Origin of the sequence: Streptomyces canus, from assembly GCF_041435015.1 — a bacterium.
Taxonomy (GTDB): Bacteria; Actinomycetota; Actinomycetes; order Streptomycetales; family Streptomycetaceae; genus Streptomyces; species Streptomyces canus_G.
In genome coordinates this window covers 4,049,201-4,065,788 of the sequence record NZ_CP107989.1, presented here as the reverse complement: position 1 = coordinate 4,065,788, position 16,588 = coordinate 4,049,201, and the positions used below count along the sequence as shown (strand labels likewise).

Below are 16,588 nucleotides of genomic sequence, written 5' to 3'. Positions count from 1 at the left end.
GAACCGGGCAACGGCCCGCGATACTGGACCCATGAAGCTCAGCCGCCCCGTCTCCTGGTTCCTGCTCGCCTTCGGGGTGTGGAGCTGGATCATCTGGATCACTTTCGTCAAGAACCTCGTCAAGGACGCCAGCGGGCTCGCGTTCGACGACGCGGGCGACCCGACGGGGTACTTCTGGGTGCACCTGCTGCTGGCTGTCGTCTCCTTCGTATTGGGGACGGTCGTCGGGCTCATCGGGTTGCGTGGAGTGCGCGCACTGCGCCGGAACTCACAGCCGACCCTCGAGAGTTAGCAGACCGTGGTCATCGTCTTCGCACTGCTTGCCCTGGCCGTCCTGGTGACGGCCAACTGGTACCTGTGGCGCCGGCTGTTCCGCGACACCACCGACGGCCCCGGCCGGGCCCGCCGCGTGGGCGCGGTGCTCATCGGCGGCGGCTGGGTGCTGGCGGTCGGTGCCCTGGTCGCGGAGCGCACCGGTGCCCCCTTCTGGCTCCAGCGCGTGCTCGCGTGGCCCGGCTTCCTGTGGCTGGCGCTGTCGATCTATCTGCTGCTCGCGGTCGTGGCGGGCGAGGTCGTACGACCCCTGCTGCGACGTTTCCTCGAACGCCGGGACGGGCGCGGCGAGCCCGCCGTGGCCGCCGTACCGCACCCGGAGCGGGTACCGGCGGGAGCACCCGCCGAGAAGCCGCAGGAGGCCGGAAGCCCGCTCCGGCAATCCGGGAAGGACGGACCGGCGTCCGAGGAGCCGTCGGAACCCGGCGGCGCCACCCTCGTCGCCGCCCCCTCCCGCCGCCTCTTCGTCTCCCGGGTCGTCGCCGGAGCCGCAGCGGCGGCCGCCGTGGGAACCGTCGGCTACGGCACCTACGGCGTCCTGCGCGGGCCCGGGGTCAAGCGGGTCACCGTGCCGCTGGCGAAGCTCCCGCGCGCGGCGCACGGCTACCGGATCGCGGTGGTCAGCGACATCCACCTGAGCCCGGTGCTCGGCCGTGGGTTCGCCCGGAAGGTTGTCGACACCATCAACTCCACCCGGCCCGACCTGATCGCGGTCGTCGGCGACCTGGTCGACGGCAGCGTGAAGGACCTCGGCCCGGCGGCAGCCCCCCTCGCCCAGCTCGAGGCACGACACGGCTCGTTCTTCGTCACCGGCAACCACGAGTACTTCTCCGGCGCCGAGCAGTGGGTCGAGGAGGTACGGCGGCTCGGTCTGCGCCCGCTGGAGAACGACCGTACGGAACTGGCGTGGTTCGACCTCGCCGGTGTCAACGACATCGCGGGCGAGAGCGAGGGCCAGGGCCCCGACTTCGCCAAGGCCCTCGGTGACCGGGACACGGCACGCGCGTGCGTGCTCCTCGCCCACCAGCCGGTCCAGATCCACGACGCCGTCGACCACGGCGTCGACCTCCAGCTCTCCGGCCACACCCACGGCGGTCAGCTCTGGCCCGGCAACCTCCTCGCGGAGGCCGCGAACCCGACCGTCGCCGGCCTGGAGCGCTACGGCGACACACAGCTCTACGTCAGCCGTGGCGCCGGTGCCTGGGGCCCGCCCACGCGCGTGGGCGCCCCGTCGGACATCACGGTGATCGAACTGGCGTCGAAGCAGGCCTGAGCAGCGGCCCGGTCCGTCGTACGACTGTGCCCGGTACGGGAGTCGGCGTACTTTGACCACGACGGCCCTCCCGGGGCCGACCGGGGGAGGGCTCGCGCATGCTGTCCGACACGTCCCTCCCGCGCCTCGCACGCAGCAGGCCGGTTCTGTTCGCCCTGTACGAGTCCCTGCTCACCGGGGGCTGCGCGCTGTTCTGGTACGCGGTCGCGGGACTGCTGTATCTGGGGAACGTGGCGCACGACCCCTGGGATCCCGGCTACTCCCCCGCGCGGCAGTTCTTCCTCCTCGCTTGTGCGTCCGCGCTCTCCCTGCCGGTCACCTGGCTGCTGAGAGGCGTTCCGGTCCCGTGGCTGCGGCGGATCGTGGACCGGGTGATCATGGCGCGGGCCGTCGCGTCGCTCACGGTGTGCGCCGGGGTGTTCGTCTACGTGATGGCCCGTTGACCGTCGTCCGGAGTCCCTGTGGGAACTCTGTGAAACATGGCTGAAATCCCTTGCGGTAACGTCTTGCCCAACTCGACAAATCCCTCTTCCCCCAGGTGAAACACCTGTGATTAGGTGATCCGCGCCACTAGGGGGTGGCGTGTGCACTGGGACCCATGGGGTCCGGGGAGGGCAAACCGATGCGGTCGGTTCGCGTGCGGATTCTCGCGACGCTGCTTGTTCTGGGAGTCGTGGGAGTAGGCGGCTGGCAGTTGCTCCCGTCCGGAGGGACGGGCAGGACGATCAAGGTGGGGACGACGGACGAAGTCACCTCACTCGATCCGGCCGGCGCCTATGACGCCGGTTCCTGGGCGCTGTTCAACAACGTTTTCCAGTCACTGCTGGCCTTCGAGCCGGGCAGTGCCACACCCGTGCCCGACGCGGCCGAGAGCTGTGCGTTCGAGGGCAGTGATCTGCGCACGTACCGCTGCGTGCTGCGCGAGGGTCTCACGTTCCCGAGCGGCCGCGAGATGACCGCCAAGGACGTCAAGTACTCCTTCGACCGGGTCAAGAAGATCAACTCCGATGTCGGGCCGGCCACGCTGCTGTCCACCCTGGAGTCGGTCGGTGTCAGCGGCCGGACGGTCACCTTCCGGCTGTCCTCGCCCGACGCCACCTTCCCGTTCAAGGTGGCCACGGGAGCCGGCGCCATCGTCGACAGCACCAAGTACCCGGCCAACTCGCTGCGCACCGACAACGGCGTCGACGGCACCGGGCCGTACGAACTGACGGCGTATACGAAGGGCAAGAAGGCGGTCCTCGCGCCCAACGGCGACTACAAGGGCGAGATCAACGGCACCGGCCGCCCCGTCGAACTCGACTACTACGGCGACTCGGACAAGCTCAACAGCGCCTGGAAGGCGAAGCGGATCGACGTCGCCTACCGCCAGCTGCCGCCCGATGTCCTCGCCGGACTGAACCCGAGCGACCCCGGCCAGCGCGTCTCGGAGGCCGACAGCTCCGAGATCCGCAACCTCTACCTCAATACCCGCGCGGGCAAGCCCCTGCATGACCCCAAGGTGCGTCAGGCCATGGCCTGGCTGATCAACCGCGAGCAGCTGGCCGCCTCGGTGTACGAGGGCACCGTCGACCCGCTCTACTCGCTGATCCCGACCGGCATCACCGGCCACACCACGTCCTTCTTCGACGCCTACGCGGAGCCGAGCGTCAAGAAGGCGCGCGCCCTGCTCACCGAGGCCGGCGTCACCACCCCGGTCAGCTTCACCTACGGCTACGGCCTCACCAGCGGTTCCGCCGCCGCGGAGGCCAAAGAGCTCAAGAAGCAGCTGGAGGCGAGCGGCCTGTTCAAGGTGACGCTCAAGGGCTACAAGTGGACCGACTTCCAAAAGCGCTGGGCGACCGGGAAGCTGGACGCCTACGCGGTGGGCTGGGTGGCCGACTACCCCGACCCGGACACCTACGGCTCCCCGCTCGTCGGCACCGACGGCACCATGAACACCGGCTACAGCAGCCACGAGGTCGACCATCTGATTCAGGACAGTCAGCGGTACGCCGACCGCGGCGAGGCAGGGCAGGACTTCCGCGACCTCCAGGCGGACATCGCCCGCGATGTCCCGGTCATCCCGCTGTGGCAGGCCAAGGACTACGTCGTGACCAGCGAGGACGTCGGTGGCGGCCAGTACCTCTCGGACGGCACCGGAGTCTTCCGCCTCTGGCGCCTCAGCTGGATCTGATGCCGACGTCCTGGATCTGATCCCGACGTCATCGCGCCGTGTCCGACGCATTCGCTCGGAACTGACATTCGCCCGAGTGACGCCGGGCAGCCACTCAACGCAGCACCATGTGACGGAGGTGTGCGCGGGGTGAGGAGCAAACGTGTTGAGACGCAACTCCTTCCGGCTGCCCCGGCATCCGGCTTCCGTCGGCCTCGCCCGGCGGCGGGTCCGGGACCACCTGGCCGACTGGGGCCACGGACCGGACGATCCGGCGCCGGCCGACGCGGTTCTGCTGGTCTCGGAACTGGCCACCGACGTGGTGCGCCACGGGCCGCTCCTGGAGCGGGAGTTCGAGGTCGCGGTGACCGCCCTCGCGGACGGCTCCTGCCTGATAGAGGTCTCCGACGAGGGACGGCTGGAACCCCGGCTGCGGGTGGTCGGCGAGTGGGAGGAGACCGGCCGCGGTCTGCGTCTGGTGGAGAACATCGCCACCGCGTGGGGGGTGTGGAGCCGGGGGCGGCACGGCAAGACCGTGTGGGCCCTGGTGATGGCCGACTGAGCGGACGGACGCGTGGGGTCACTGACCCGCGGACACCCGCGCCGGCAGGCTGACCGTCACCGCCAGTCCCTCGCCCGGGGCCGTGCGGACCGCCACCTCGCCGCCGTGGGCCCGCACGACGCCCAGCACGATCGCCAGACCGAGGCCGCTGCCCGCGCCGCCGCCGACCCGGAAGAACCGGTCGAAGACGCGCGCCGCGTCGTCCGCGTGCAGCCCCGGTCCCTCGTCCGCGACACACAGCCGTACGACGCCGTCCTCACGCTCCACCGCCAGCCGCACCGGCACCTCGGCGGGCGTGTGCGTGCGCACGTTGGCCACCAGGTTGCCCAGGACCTGTCTGAGCCCCGACTCGTCGGCCCGCACCAGCAGCGAGCCTTCGGCGGCGACCTCGACGGGCCGGCCGGGTTGCTGCACCCGCAGATCCTCGGCCGCGTCCCGCACCAGCCGGCTCAGGTCAACGTTCCTGAACCGCAGTTCGGGCTGCTGGTCGAGGCGGGCGAGGGTGAGCAGCTCGTCGACGAGCCGGCCCATCCGGTCGGTCTCCGCGAGCACCCGGGCCCAGGCACGCTTGCGGTCGTCCGGGTCGGACAGCATGCCCTTGTCGTACAGCTGGAGGTAGCCGCGTATCGCGGACAGCGGGGTGCGCAGCTCGTGCGAGGCGTCGGCGACGAAGCTGCGCAGCTGGGCCGCGCTCTGCTCGCGCGTGCGGTACGCCGACTCCACCTGGTGGAGCATGGAGTTGAGGGCCACCCGCAGCTGCTCGACCTCCAGGGTGGCCTCGCGGCTGGAGGGGACGCGACGGGTCAGATCCCCCTCGGCGATCGCCGACGAGGTCTCCACCATGTCCTCCAGCGGCCGCATACGGCGCCGGACGCTGAACATCGTCAGACAGGCCAGCAGCGCGAGCAGCAGGCTGCCGATCGCGAGGTCGAGCCGGACCGCCTTGGCGACGCCCTGGTGCAGGACGTCGGTGGGCGCGGCGAGCAGGGCGTAGGAGCCGTCGCCGAGCCGGGCCGCCGTGGCGCGATAGGTGGAGCCGTCCAGAGTGACGTCGTGCGGCTCGGAGTCGGCGGCGAGCGCGCGCGGGTCGCCGGCCGCCTCCGCCAGACCCTGCTGGGCCTCGGTCGGATCGAAGCCGAGGATGCTGATCGGCTCGCCCCGGCGGTCGACGACCGCGAAGACGGTCTCCGTCGAGCGCTCATTGCTCGATTCCTGCTGTGCCGGCATGAGCCGGTCGCGCACGAATCCCAGCATGCTCAGCGAGTCGATCTCGCGCAGGGTGATCTGCGAACCGCCGAGGGAGTCCCGGGTCTTGAGGAGCTCGCTGTCGATCTGGTCGAGCAGGTAGTACCGCATGCCCATCACGCTCACGGCGGTCGCCGCGGCGATGCCGATGGCGAGCAACGCCACATTGGCCAGCGTCAGCTTGCCGCGCAGCGAATGGATGCCGTGTCGGCACCGAGGCAGGCGGACCTTCATGCGAGCCCGTACCCGACACCCCGCCGGGTGGTGATCACCGGCGGTCCCAGGACGTCCAGCTTGCGCCGCAGATAGCTGATGTAGGTCTCGACGACGGTCGACTCGGGCGGGGTGTGCTCGTACTGCCAGACATGGCGCAGGAGTTGCTCCTTGGGCACGATCCGGCCGCCGTTGCGCACCAGGAAGCGCAGGAGTGCGTACTCGGTGGGGGTGAGCTGGACCGTGCGGCCGTCGCGGTGCACGGAGTACGTCGTCTCGTCCAGCTCCAGGTCGCCGTAGCGCAGGGGCGGGCGCTGGGGCAGGACGTCGGCCGCGCGGGTGCGGCGCAGGACCGCGGAGATCCTGGCGACGACCTCGTCGATGTTGAACGGCTTGGTGATGTAGTCGTCGCCGAAACCGAGCGCTCCGACGATCTCGGCGGGAGAGTCCCGCGCGGTGAGGAAGACCAGGGCCAGATCGGGCCGCCGCTCGCGCAGTTCACGGCCGAGGGCGCGGCCGTCGCCGTCGGGCAGCATCACGTCGAGCAGGGCGGCGTCCGGGCGGGTGCGGTCGGTGAGCGCGAGCGCCTCACGGACGGAGCCCGCGACCATGACCTCGAACCGGTGGTAGCGCAGGGCGATGGCGAGCACGTCGGCGATGCTCTCCTCGTCCTCCACCACCAGCACGGTGCCCGGACTCTTCGTCTCTCCCCCAGCGATGCCCCCAGTCATGCCCCCAGTATCGGCGGGCCCACTGACAACCGTGCGGCTTCGCTGCTTTGGAGTTCCTTGTGAGTCATGGCGTGCCGCCCCCACGCGCGCGCGGCGCCACCGAATCTGTTGCGCAGGACCTGGGGGACCAACCGACCGAGTAAGGAGCTGTTGAGCGTGGCGGCATTGGCACGGTGGTGTTACCGGCACCGGCTGGTGGTCCTGTTGCTGTGGGTGGGGGCGTTGTTCGGCCTGGGCTTTTCGGCCTCGACGGCGGGCACGGACTACGCGAACGTCTTCTCCCTCCCGAACACGGACTCCAAGCGCGCGTACGACCTGATGGAGAAGGCCTTCCCGCAGAGCGCGGGGGACACCGACACGGTGGTGTGGAAGGTCGACGAGGGCTCGGTACGGGACCAGGCCGTACGGTCCCGGATCCAGCCCGCACTCGACAAGATCGCCGGCATGGAGGGCGTCGGCGGCGTGACCAGCCCCTACAAGGCAGACGCGGCCCAGGTCAGCGGCGACGGGCGGATCGCCTACGCCCAGATCACCTTCACCGACCAGGCGAACGCCGTCCCCAAGGAGCTGGTCCAGGACGTCGTCGACACCGCGCAGGGCGCCGAACGCGCCGGACTGCAGGTCGAGTTGGGCGGTCAGGCGATCCAGCGGGTGCAGGAACCGCCCACCGGTCTCGCGGAGATGGTCGGCATCGTGGCGGCGGCCGTCGTACTGTTCCTGGCCTTCGGCTCGTTCTTCGCGATGCTGCTGCCGCTCGCCGTCGCCATCTTCGGTGTCGGCATGGGCCTGTTCTCGACGCAGTTGCTCAGCCATGGCACCGACATCCCCGACCTGGCCCCACTGCTGGCCACCCTCATCGGCCTGGGTGTCGGCATCGACTACGCCCTGTTCATCGTCACCCGGCACCGCAAGGGCATCCTGCGCGGCATGGACCCGGAGGAGTCGGTGGTCACCGCCCTCAACACCTCGGGCCGCGCGGTGCTGTTTGCGGGCGGCACGGTGTGCATCGCGCTCGCCGGGATGCTGGTGACGAACCTGCGCTTCCTGGACGGTGTCGTCATCGGCACCTCGCTGACCGTGGTGCTGAGCGTCCTCGCGGCCACCACCCTGCTGCCGGCGCTGCTCGGCTTCCTCGGCAAGCGGGTGCTCAGCCGCCGGCAGCGGCGCAGGCTCGCCGCCGCCGGGCCCGAGCCGGAGCGGACGAGCGGACTGGCCGCCCGCTGGTCGGCGGGCGTGCAGAAGCGCCCGCGCCGGATCGCCGTGCTCGCCCTCGCCGTCATGGCCGTCCTCGCGCTGCCGGTGCTGTCGCTGCGGCTGGGCGCGACGGACCAGGGCAACGACGACACCACGACGACCACCAGGAAGGCGTACGACCTGCTCGCCGAGGGCTTCGGCCCCGGCTTCAACGGACCGCTCCAGGTGGTCACCGACGGCGGCGACACCACCACCCTGGTCAAGGGCATCCAGGGCACGGACGGGGTCGCCCGGGTCGCCGCGCTGCCGCCCGCGCGGGGCGTGACGGTGATCCAGGTCGTCCCGACCACGTCACCGCAGTCCGAGGAGACCGACCAGCTCATCGACACCCTGCGGGGCAAGGTGATCCCGCAGGCCGGGGCGCAGGCCCACGTGGGCGGCGTCACGGCGGTCTCCAAGGACTTCGCGACGGTCACCGGCGACCGCCTCCCCCTCTTCATCGCGACCATCATCGGCCTCGGCTTCCTGCTCCTGCTGGTCGCCTTCCGCTCCCTGGTGGTGCCGCTGACGGCCGCGGTGATGAACCTGATCGCGGCGGCCGCCTCCTTCGGCGTCCTCGTGGCGATCTTCCAGTGGGGCTGGGGACTCGACCTGTTGAGCCTCGGCAAGGAGGGCCCGATCAACGCCTTCCTGCCGGTCATCATGCTGTCCCTGCTGTTCGGCCTCTCGATGGACTACCAGGTGTTCCTGGTCAGCCGCATGCACGAGGAATGGGTCCACACCAAGGACAACGCCCGCGCGGTCCGCGTGGGCCTGGCCGAGACCAGCCGCGTGATCAACTCCGCCGCTCTGATCATGGTCTGCGTGTTCCTGGCCTTCGTCCTGAGCGGCGACTCAGGGGCGGCCATGGCGGGTGTGGGGCTCGCCGCCGCGGTCGCCCTGGACGCCTTCATCCTGCGCACGGCCCTGGTGCCGGCCGCGATGCATCTGCTCGGCGACGCCAACTGGTGGCTGCCGCAGGGGCTCGAGAAGCGGCTGCCGCACCTCGCGGTGGAGCCGAAGGAGGAGGCGGCACCCGCGACGGCGGCTCCCTCGGGCGGCGGCCCGGCGTCGGCCGTCCACGGCTTCGTCCGTACGGCGGAAGGGGAGCCCGTGGAGGGCGCCGCCGTCTCGCTGCTGTCGGCCGGGGGCCGTCAGCTGGACCGGGTGGAGTCGCTGGCCGACGGCTCGTACATCGTCTCGGTCCCGGCACCCGGGACGTACCTGCTGGCGACCACGGCTCCGACGTACGGCTCGCGCGCGCGGCACGTCGTCGTGGGGGAGGGGACCCTGGTGTGCGACGTCGAACTGGTCGAGGGCGGGGTCGACGCCGTCAACTGACGTGACTACGCCTTCCTGCCGGGGTCCGGCATCACCTTCGTCATCCCCGGCAGGAAGTCCGTGAACAGTTCGTGCACCTCCCGTACGAGTGGCCTGAGCACCCGGAACCGGGCCAGCGACACGCCCCTCGCGGTGAGCTTGGCTCCGCGCTCGGCGAGCCGGTAGCTCCGCTCGCGGCCCTCCGTGCGGTCGAAGATCCAGTACAGGACGAGCCCCATCTGGGACAGCCACATCAACTCGGGGAGGATGTCCCGGAGTTCCTCCGGCACCTTCGTCTTCGTCGCGCCCCGCAGCACCTCGCGGTGTACGGCGATCGCCTCCACGCGCGCGTGCTCCGACTCGGGCGAGAACGGACTGAGCGGGCTGTCGGGATCGGCGGCGTTCTTGAAGAACTGCACCGCGAACTCGTGATACGGCTGCGCGATGTCCAGCCAGACCTTCAGCACGCCCGCGAGCCGCGCCTCCAGGCCGCTCTCCCGGGCCAGGACCTCCCGGACCGCCGCCTGGTGTTCGGCGGCGATCCGGTCGTAGAAGCCTTGGATCAGGTGTTCCTTGCCCGCGAAGTAGTAGTACGCGTTGCCGACGGAGACACCGGCCTCCTGGGCGATGGCCCGCATGGTCGTCTTGTCGTACCCCCGCTCCTGGAACAGCCGCATCGCCGTCTCCAGGATCAGCGCGCGCGTCTGCTCGGACTTGCTCGTCTGTTCGGACTTGCTCGGGGTACTGCCCTCGTCGGGGCCGTCGTTGTTCGCAGGCACGGAAAGAGAGCCTAACCAGTGGCGCGGCCGCCGCTGTCGCACCCCGGTGGGGTGTGGACCCAGCCCCTGCCGGGGTCGTACGCCCAGCCTTCCGACCGGCGGTAGGCAGGGCCGCCCCACTGACCGCCCTGCCACTGCGCGCCCCGCCATTTCGCGGCGGCGAGTACCGCGCCCCTCGCGAGGCGTGCCCCGGACGGGGTGCTGAGCCGGTGAGCGAGCGGCCGGTGTTCGCGCAGCGCCCACAGGGTCACGATCCAGGCGGCGGTGTCGCGGTAGACCTGCCCCGCGTCGCCGACGACGGTGATCTCCTCCAGGGTGGCGCGGTGATCGAGCCCGGGAAACCTCAGCCGGGCCTCCTGCGACCCGGCCGGCACCAACTCCAGCGGCACCAGCTGTGGCTGCCGTACGAGCCAGTCGCGCAGGAAGGCGCACAGGGAGCAGTCGGCGTCGTACAGGACGGTGAGCCGGCGGACCGGGGTGCGGTCCGCCGGGACGCCCGCACCGCTCGTGGCACCTGCCGGGCCTGTCATGCCCGGACCCAGTCCTGCGGCGCGACCGGGGGCACCTGCTCCCGCTCCATGGCGCCCCGCCTGCGGATCCGGTTGAGGACGTAGACATTGGCCAGGTGCATCACTCCGAGCACCAGCAGCACCACGCCCAGCTTGGTCGACAGGGCCTCGAAGACGCCGCGCGTGTTCTCGATCGTCCCGTCGCCGCTGAGGTACAGCGCGACGAACCCGAGGTTCACGAGGTAGAAGCCCACCACCAGGAGGTGGTTGACGGCCTCGGCGAGCTTCTCGTTCCCGCGCAGCACGTCGGCGAGGAAGATCCGCCCGTTCCTGCTGAGCGTGCGGGCCACCCAGACGGTCAGGGCAATGCTGACGACGAGGTAGATGACGTAGGCGACGACCGTGCGGTCCATGCGCCTCCCCCTTCTTGAACGCGTTCAAAACGCTGACGGGGGAGACTCTAGACCTGCTTTTGAACGTGTTCAACTCGCTTGTGGAGAGGCCTGCGTCACGTGTGTGTCCGTGATCCCTCAGGCTCGCCGGCCGAGCTCCGGGCGTTTGGTGTAGTCGGTGAACCCGAGGACGTTCCCCCAGGGGTCGGCGACCTCGACGGTCCAGCCGGTGACCACGGAGAAGGGCTCGTCGAGCGGTTCGAGGCCGGCGGCGCGCAGTTCCCGGGCGGCGGTCCTCGCGTCCGGCACCTCCAGCCACACGCGCGTGGCGGGCCACGGCGGCGGCCGGTGCCCGAGTGCCTCCTCCTGCCGGAGCAGGAGTCCGGGTGTCTCGCCGCCCACCTTCAGCAGGGCGATCCCGGCTTCGTCGAGCCGGAAGCCCACTGTGAAGCCCGCGCGCTCGTAGAAGGAGAGGGCCTCGCCCAGGTTCCCGACGGGGAGCAGCACGTTGTCGAAACCGAGCAGTTCGTACGACTGGTCATCTGACATGTCGTCAGATTAGGCCGGGGTTGACGGAACGGGCTTCTGCGACGCGGTGTCCGTCGTGCATGATGACCGGGCTCATTGTCTTTTTTTCGCGGGTCCTCCCGCTTCGGTCCCCAGGAGCAGTCCCCCTTGAGCGAGCAGCCGGGTCACGAACAGCACGGTCACGAACAGCAGGAAAGCGGGCAAGGCCAACAGCAGCAGGGACACCAACAGCAGCAGGGCTATCCGCCACCGGGATATCCGCCCCCGGGGTACCCGCCTCCCGGCTACCCGCCGCCGGGCTACTACCCGCCCCCGGGGACGTACACGGGAGACCCCAACGCCCCCTACGGCTACGACCCGTACGGACGGCCGTACTCCGACAAGTCGAAGGTCATCGCGGGCATCCTCCAGCTCACCCTCGGCGGCTTCGGCGTAGGACGCTTCTACCTGGGCAACGTCGGGATGGGACTCGCACAGCTCTTCACCTGTGGCGGCCTGGGCATCTGGTCGCTGGTCGACGGCATCCTCCTGCTCACCGGAAACGACCACACCGATGAACACGGCCGGATCCTCCGAAGCTAGGGCGGAGGGCGCCGCGGCCTCCGGCACCGCTCCGGCGGTGCCCCGTTCCTCCGTGCGGCGCTCCCCGCTCCGCCACCCCGCGGCGGCACCCTCGGCGGTGCTCGCCGCGGGAGCCGCCGGTGCCGTGTACCTCTACCGCACCGACCCGCACGACCCCGGCCACCTCCTGCCGCAGTGCCCGTTCCGCATGCTCACCGGCCTGCTCTGTCCGGCCTGCGGCGGCACCCGCATGGTGTACGACCTGATGCACGGTCACTTCACCGAGGCGTGGCTGGACAACCGGGCTCTGCTGCTCGCCTCGCCGTACGCCCTGATCCTGCTGGGCCGTTGGGCGTGGGAGGGCCTGCGCGGCCGCCGCTGGCGCCCCACGCTGAGCCCCCGGGCGCAGGTGGTCGTCCTCGCGGTGGCCGTGGCCTGGACGGTGGTCCGCAACATCGTGTGACCCCTGCCGAGCCGGGCCCGTTGTCAGTGGTGCCTCGTACCGTCTTCGGTATGGGAATCGTGATGTTCGTCGACGAGACGACGAGCGGGAGCCGCAGTGACGGCTGGGGTCTGGAGATCGCCGAGGAGCGGCTCGCCGTGCGCGAGTTGATCCGCCGCCGGGTCTTCCAGGAGGTCGCCGAGTACAACGCGCGTACGCCCGCCGTCTTCCAGGGCCTGGTCCAGCCCGAGAACACCGAACGCGTGCTGAACGGCTACGCGTTGCGCACGCCCCGCCGCATCGACCCCGAGACCCAGACCGAGCTCGCCCTCAAGGCCTTCGCGGGCAACGGCTTCCTGGTGCTGGTCGGCGACCGCCAGGTGACCGAGCTCGACGAGGAGATCGACCTCGTGCTCGGCACCGAGGTCACGTTCCTCAAGCTCGTCCCGCTGGTGGGTGGCTGACCATGGGCGAGATCCAGAAGTACAAGGACCTGATCCGGCAGCGGGTTGCCGACGGTGACCTGGAGGAGCTCGCCGCCGACCTGCTCAAGGCCGCGGTCGCCAACAACGGCAACTGGGCCGGCCTGTGGGACGGCGTGCCGGCCCTGCTGCGCGAACTGCCGCCGGAGGCACGGTCGGGGGTCGCCGACGGCCTCGTGACGCAGTACCACTCGGAACAGGCAGGCCCGAACGCCCGGCAGAACGCGCTGATCCTGCTGGGCATCGTCTCCCGCGACCTGCCGCCCCACGACCGCCTGACCGCGGAGCGTCTGTCCCTGCTCGACGGGATCTCCCGGCAGCACTCCTTCGGGTGGGGCGCCCGCTACGAGAACCTCATCGAGGCCGAGCTGGCCGCGGGCCGCCCGGTCGCGCCCGCCGTCGTCGCCACGGTCCGCCGCTCGGTCCTCCACGCCTACCAGAACGAGGACCTGCCCAGGACGGCCAAGAAGCTGACCGAGCCGCCCCTCAACGTCGGGGAGGAGTGGGCCGAGGAAGCCCTGCGGGAGACCGGCCCCGCCTGGCAGCGACTCCTGACCCACATGGCGACCGCCACCGCGGCCAAGCCGTCCCCCAAGTGGGACAAGCAGGCAGCAGACCTGGTCGACCCGCTCGGTCCCGACCGCGTCCGCGAGGCGGTGATCCGCTGGCTCACCCTGGTCGGCCGCCCCCGCACCTTCGAGCTGGAACGCGGGCGGTACGAACCCGACGTCAACAGCGCCTACGACCCCTACAACGCGAACGCCCTCCGCGGCCTCGCCTGGCTCCTCTCCCTCCTCCCGGCGCACCCCGACTCCGCCCGCGCCCTCGGCGTCCTCGTCGAGACCTCCCTCAAGAAGGTCGCCGGCCTCGGCCCGCGCAACCCGAAGGTCGCCAACGCCGGTGTCAACGCCCTCGCCCGCATCGACAGTGAGGCGGCCCTCGCCGAACTGGCCCGCCTGGCCACCCGGGTGACGTACAAGAACACCGCCAAGCTGCTCGACGCGGCCCTGGAGGCACGCGCCGTCGCCCTGGGCCTTCGCCGCGAGGAGATCGAGGAACTGGCCGTACCGGCGTACGGCCTGACCGAGGTCGGACGCGCGGAGCACCGGCTCGGCGAGAACATGGCTGTCCTCGAAGTCCAAGGCGCCAAGGCCGTGTTGACCTGGAGCAAGGCGAGCGGGAAACCGGTCAGGAGCGTGCCGGCCGCCGCACGACGGGACCACGCGGAGGAGCTGAAGGAGCTCAAGGCGGCCGTCAAGGACGTCGACAAGATGCTCTCGGCCCAGAGCGAGCGCCTGGACCGCCAGTTCCTGGCCGACCGCACCTGGTCCTACGGCACCTGGCGCGAGCGCTACCTAGACCACCCCCTCGTCGGCACCCTCGCCCGTCGCCTCCTGTGGACGGTCGACGGCACGACGGCCGGATACGCCGACGGCTCCCTGCGCACGGTCGCGGACACCCCGGTCACCGCAGGCACGGATGTCCGCCTCTGGCACCCGGTGGACCACACCCCCGCCGAGATCGTCGCCTGGCGCGACTGGCTGGAACGCCACGCGATCACCCAGCCCTTCAAGCAGGCCCACCGAGAGGTCTACCTGCTGACGGACGCGGAGCGCACCACCGGCACCTACTCCAACCGTTTCGCGGCCCACGTCCTGCGCCAGCACCAGTTCCACTCCCTGGCGGCGGCCCGGGGCTGGCGCAACAGACTCCGCCTGGCCGTCGACGACGAGGCCCCGCCGCCCAGCCGGGACCTCCCGCGCTGGGGCCTGAGAGCCGAGTACTGGATCGAGGGCGACGGCGGCGAGGACTACACGGACATCACCGACTCCGGCACCTTCCTGCGCCTGCGCACCGACCAGGTCCGCTTCTACCCCATCGACGCCCCGGAGAACTGGGCGCACTGCGCCGGCGGCGAGTACCGCATGGGGCTGCGCGACGGTGCCGAGCCGGTGGACCCCCTGCCCCTGACGGAGATCCCGCCCCTGGTCCTGTCCGAAGTCCTGCGCGACGTCGACCTGTTCGTCGGCGTGGCCAGCATCGGCAACGACCCCACCTGGCAGGACGGCGGCCCCGGCGGCCGTTTCCGCGAGTACTGGACGTCGTACGGCTTCGGAGAGCTCAACCAGAGCGCCGAGACCCGCCGTCTCCTCCTGGACCGCCTGATCCCGAGGCTCGCGATAGCCGACCGCTGCACCCTGGAGGGCCGCTTCCTCCACGTCAAGGGCGACCGCCACACGTACAAGATCCACCTCGGCTCGGGCAACATCCTCCGCACCCCGAACGACCAGTACCTGTGCATCGTCCCGAAGTCCAACCCGTCGGCACCGCAGGCCGGTTACCTCCCCTACGAGGGCGACCGCATGCTCGCGGTCGTCCTCAGCAAGGCGATGATGCTGGCGGACGACACGAAGATCACCGATCCGACGATCCTGAGCCAGCTGTGACCCGTCCGACCCCGGGGGCCGTCACTGGTCTCCGTAACCGTCCCTGACGACTTCGCGGGCCAGCGTCGCGCGTACGCCCGCCAGCTCACCGGCGATGCGCTCGGTCCGGGCGGCGTCCGCCGTCACCGCGGCGGGCACCGGCGTTCCGTCCAGCAGGAGCCGGCGGCGCAGATGGGTCGGCGGGTGGCTCGCGTCGACGCTGTGGCCGCGCAGCGCCCCGACCCGGCGCCGGCGTTCGAACTCGGACTCCGGGACGGAGTCCAGATGGGCGACGAGCGCCTCCCACAGGCCGTCGGCGTTCTGCTCGCCGCCCCCGCCCGTCCGGCGCAGCCGGCGGCTGTTGGTCTCGCGCTGCAAGGTGGTGACGATCGAGTCGGTGACCATGAGGCGGTCCATCAGACCGACCGCTCCCTCGGTGGACCCGGTGCGGGCCGCCGCTCCGTCGGCCAGATACTCACCGCGCTGGGAGGTCCGCGCGGTCAGCAGGTCGAGCAGCGTCATGACGGCGCTGATCAGCAGGCGGAGCGGGACGCAGGCCAGGTTGGTGACGGCCTGGACCACGTTCGGGTTCGGCATCGGCCGGACGTAGTAGAGCCAGGTGCTCAGCGACCTGAAGGCGGTTCCCACGACCATGCCGTGCCGGGTGTCGCCGTGGGTGAAGTGACCGAGCTCGCGTCCCAGGAGCGCGATCCGCTCCTGCGGGCTCAGCACCTCCCACAGCGGCAGCCCCAGCGTCAGGCGCCTGCGCCGCAGCCCGAGCTGGGTCACACTCGCGTTGGCCTCGACGTCCACGACGACGACGTCCACGCCCCGGGTCCCCTGGGCGGCGGCGACCTCGTCGACGAGCGCGAACAGCTCGGGCGCATCGCCTCGCAGCAGGACGCGGTCGTCATCCGACAGCCGGTTCAGCCGCGGCCGCAGCGACCAGGCCAGCGCCAACAGGAACAGCCCGAACGCCATACCGAGCCCGCCCCAGCCACGGACCAGGCCCCACAAGCCGACCGCGGCCAGCACGACGGTCAGACCGTGCACGGCGAGCGCGAGCGCGTAGGCGAGCGGACCGGACCAGGTACGCCCGCTCCCGCTCCCGCCGCCCTTCCCGCCCTCGCCCCTCAGCTCGTCGAACAGCCGCGCGCCATACCGCTGCGCCAGCCCGCGGCGCACCCGGTCCAGCCCGCGCTTCTCCTTGCCGGGCCCCTGCGGGTCCACGTTCCACTCACAGGCGGCACACCATGTGGTGAACCGTCTGTCCGTACGGATCTCCACCCCGCACTGCGGGCACGACGCGACGATCTCTTCTCCAGCGGTACGCACCGCTGCCTCCCCTGTCCCCCGGCCCCTCCCCAGAGGCCCCCAGTTCATGACCGCCGAAGTGGATCACGC

General features: G+C 70.9%; 17 protein-coding genes. 10 read left to right on the top strand and 7 right to left on the bottom strand.

Annotation, left to right across the window (positions count from 1 at the left end; translation table 11 throughout):
* Positions 1–31 precede the first annotated feature (31 nt).
* The 5 genes from OG841_RS18205 (at position 32) to OG841_RS18185 (ending at position 4,323) form a co-directional block, all read left to right on the top strand.
* Positions 32–292: an SCO4848 family membrane protein gene (locus tag OG841_RS18205; protein WP_266521402.1), complete on the top strand. Its 261-nt coding sequence runs from the start codon at positions 32–34 to the stop codon at positions 290–292.
* Between the two features lie 6 nt (positions 293–298).
* A complete protein-coding gene (locus OG841_RS18200) occupies positions 299–1,606 on the top strand; it encodes a metallophosphoesterase (protein ID WP_328640518.1) in 1,308 nt (435 codons plus the stop codon).
* Between the two features lie 98 nt (positions 1,607–1,704).
* On the top strand, positions 1,705–2,049 hold the full coding sequence (locus tag OG841_RS18195; protein WP_328640519.1) for a hypothetical protein: 345 nt from the start codon (positions 1,705–1,707) through the stop codon (positions 2,047–2,049).
* 179 nt (positions 2,050–2,228) lie between these two features.
* Complete coding sequence (locus OG841_RS18190) at positions 2,229–3,782, top strand: ABC transporter substrate-binding protein (protein ID WP_328640520.1); 1,554 nt, start codon at positions 2,229–2,231, stop codon at positions 3,780–3,782.
* 142 nt (positions 3,783–3,924) lie between these two features.
* Positions 3,925–4,323, top strand: a complete 399-nt coding sequence (locus OG841_RS18185; RefSeq protein WP_328640521.1) for an ATP-binding protein — start codon at positions 3,925–3,927, stop codon at positions 4,321–4,323.
* Between the two features lie 18 nt (positions 4,324–4,341).
* On the opposite strand, the gene OG841_RS18180 is transcribed toward OG841_RS18185, so the two are convergent.
* Positions 4,342–5,802 carry a sensor histidine kinase gene (locus OG841_RS18180; RefSeq protein ID WP_328640522.1) on the bottom strand — a complete coding sequence of 487 codons (1,461 nt, stop codon included), beginning with the start codon at positions 5,800–5,802 and terminating at the stop codon, positions 4,342–4,344.
* The gene (locus tag OG841_RS18175) at positions 5,799–6,512 is read right to left on the bottom strand and encodes a response regulator transcription factor (RefSeq protein ID WP_371566118.1); all 714 of its coding nucleotides are present in this window, start codon (positions 6,510–6,512) and stop codon (positions 5,799–5,801) included. Before OG841_RS18175 ends, OG841_RS18180 begins: the two co-directional genes overlap by 4 nt.
* Before the next feature lie 165 nt (positions 6,513–6,677).
* Here OG841_RS18175 and OG841_RS18170 point away from each other — a divergent pair, with 165 nt between their 5' ends.
* Positions 6,678–9,086, top strand: coding sequence for an MMPL family transporter (locus OG841_RS18170; RefSeq protein ID WP_328643632.1), 2,409 nt, complete (start codon positions 6,678–6,680; stop codon positions 9,084–9,086).
* Between the two features lie 5 nt (positions 9,087–9,091).
* Here OG841_RS18170 and OG841_RS18165 read toward each other — a convergent pair whose 3' ends face one another.
* The 4 genes from OG841_RS18165 to OG841_RS18150 form a co-directional block, all read right to left on the bottom strand.
* Positions 9,092–9,844 (bottom strand): TetR/AcrR family transcriptional regulator, encoded by a 753-nt coding sequence (locus tag OG841_RS18165; RefSeq protein WP_371566116.1) that lies wholly within the window; start codon positions 9,842–9,844, stop codon positions 9,092–9,094.
* Positions 9,845–9,855: 11 nt separating this feature from the next.
* A complete protein-coding gene (locus OG841_RS18160; protein WP_328640524.1) occupies positions 9,856–10,374 on the bottom strand; it encodes a thiol-disulfide oxidoreductase DCC family protein in 519 nt (172 codons plus the stop codon).
* Positions 10,371–10,766, bottom strand: a complete 396-nt coding sequence (locus OG841_RS18155; RefSeq protein ID WP_326665202.1) for a hypothetical protein — start codon at positions 10,764–10,766, stop codon at positions 10,371–10,373. The genes OG841_RS18160 and OG841_RS18155 overlap by 4 nt, the downstream gene beginning before the upstream one ends.
* A 117-nt stretch (positions 10,767–10,883) precedes the next feature.
* Positions 10,884–11,294, bottom strand: coding sequence for a VOC family protein (locus OG841_RS18150; RefSeq protein ID WP_328640526.1), 411 nt, complete (start codon positions 11,292–11,294; stop codon positions 10,884–10,886).
* 126 nt (positions 11,295–11,420) lie between these two features.
* Here OG841_RS18150 and OG841_RS18145 point away from each other — a divergent pair, with 126 nt between their 5' ends.
* The 4 genes from OG841_RS18145 to OG841_RS18130 are packed head-to-tail and all read left to right on the top strand — an operon-like array spanning position 11,421 to position 15,205.
* Positions 11,421–11,855, top strand: a complete 435-nt coding sequence (locus OG841_RS18145; RefSeq protein ID WP_328640527.1) for a TM2 domain-containing protein — start codon at positions 11,421–11,423, stop codon at positions 11,853–11,855.
* Positions 11,827–12,297 (top strand): DUF2752 domain-containing protein, encoded by a 471-nt coding sequence (locus OG841_RS18140; protein WP_328640528.1) that lies wholly within the window; start codon positions 11,827–11,829, stop codon positions 12,295–12,297. Before OG841_RS18145 ends, OG841_RS18140 begins: the two co-directional genes overlap by 29 nt.
* 50 nt (positions 12,298–12,347) lie before the next feature.
* Positions 12,348–12,740, top strand: coding sequence for a hypothetical protein (locus OG841_RS18135; protein ID WP_266560454.1), 393 nt, complete (start codon positions 12,348–12,350; stop codon positions 12,738–12,740).
* A 2-nt stretch (positions 12,741–12,742) separates the two neighbouring features.
* Positions 12,743–15,205, top strand: coding sequence for a DUF4132 domain-containing protein (locus OG841_RS18130; RefSeq protein ID WP_371566113.1), 2,463 nt, complete (start codon positions 12,743–12,745; stop codon positions 15,203–15,205).
* A gap of 21 nt (positions 15,206–15,226) precedes the next feature.
* Here the strand turns inward: OG841_RS18130 and OG841_RS18125 are convergent, their stop codons facing one another.
* On the bottom strand, positions 15,227–16,519 hold the full coding sequence (locus OG841_RS18125; protein WP_371566111.1) for a M48 family metallopeptidase: 1,293 nt from the start codon (positions 16,517–16,519) through the stop codon (positions 15,227–15,229).
* Between the last annotated feature and the right edge of the window lie 69 nt (positions 16,520–16,588).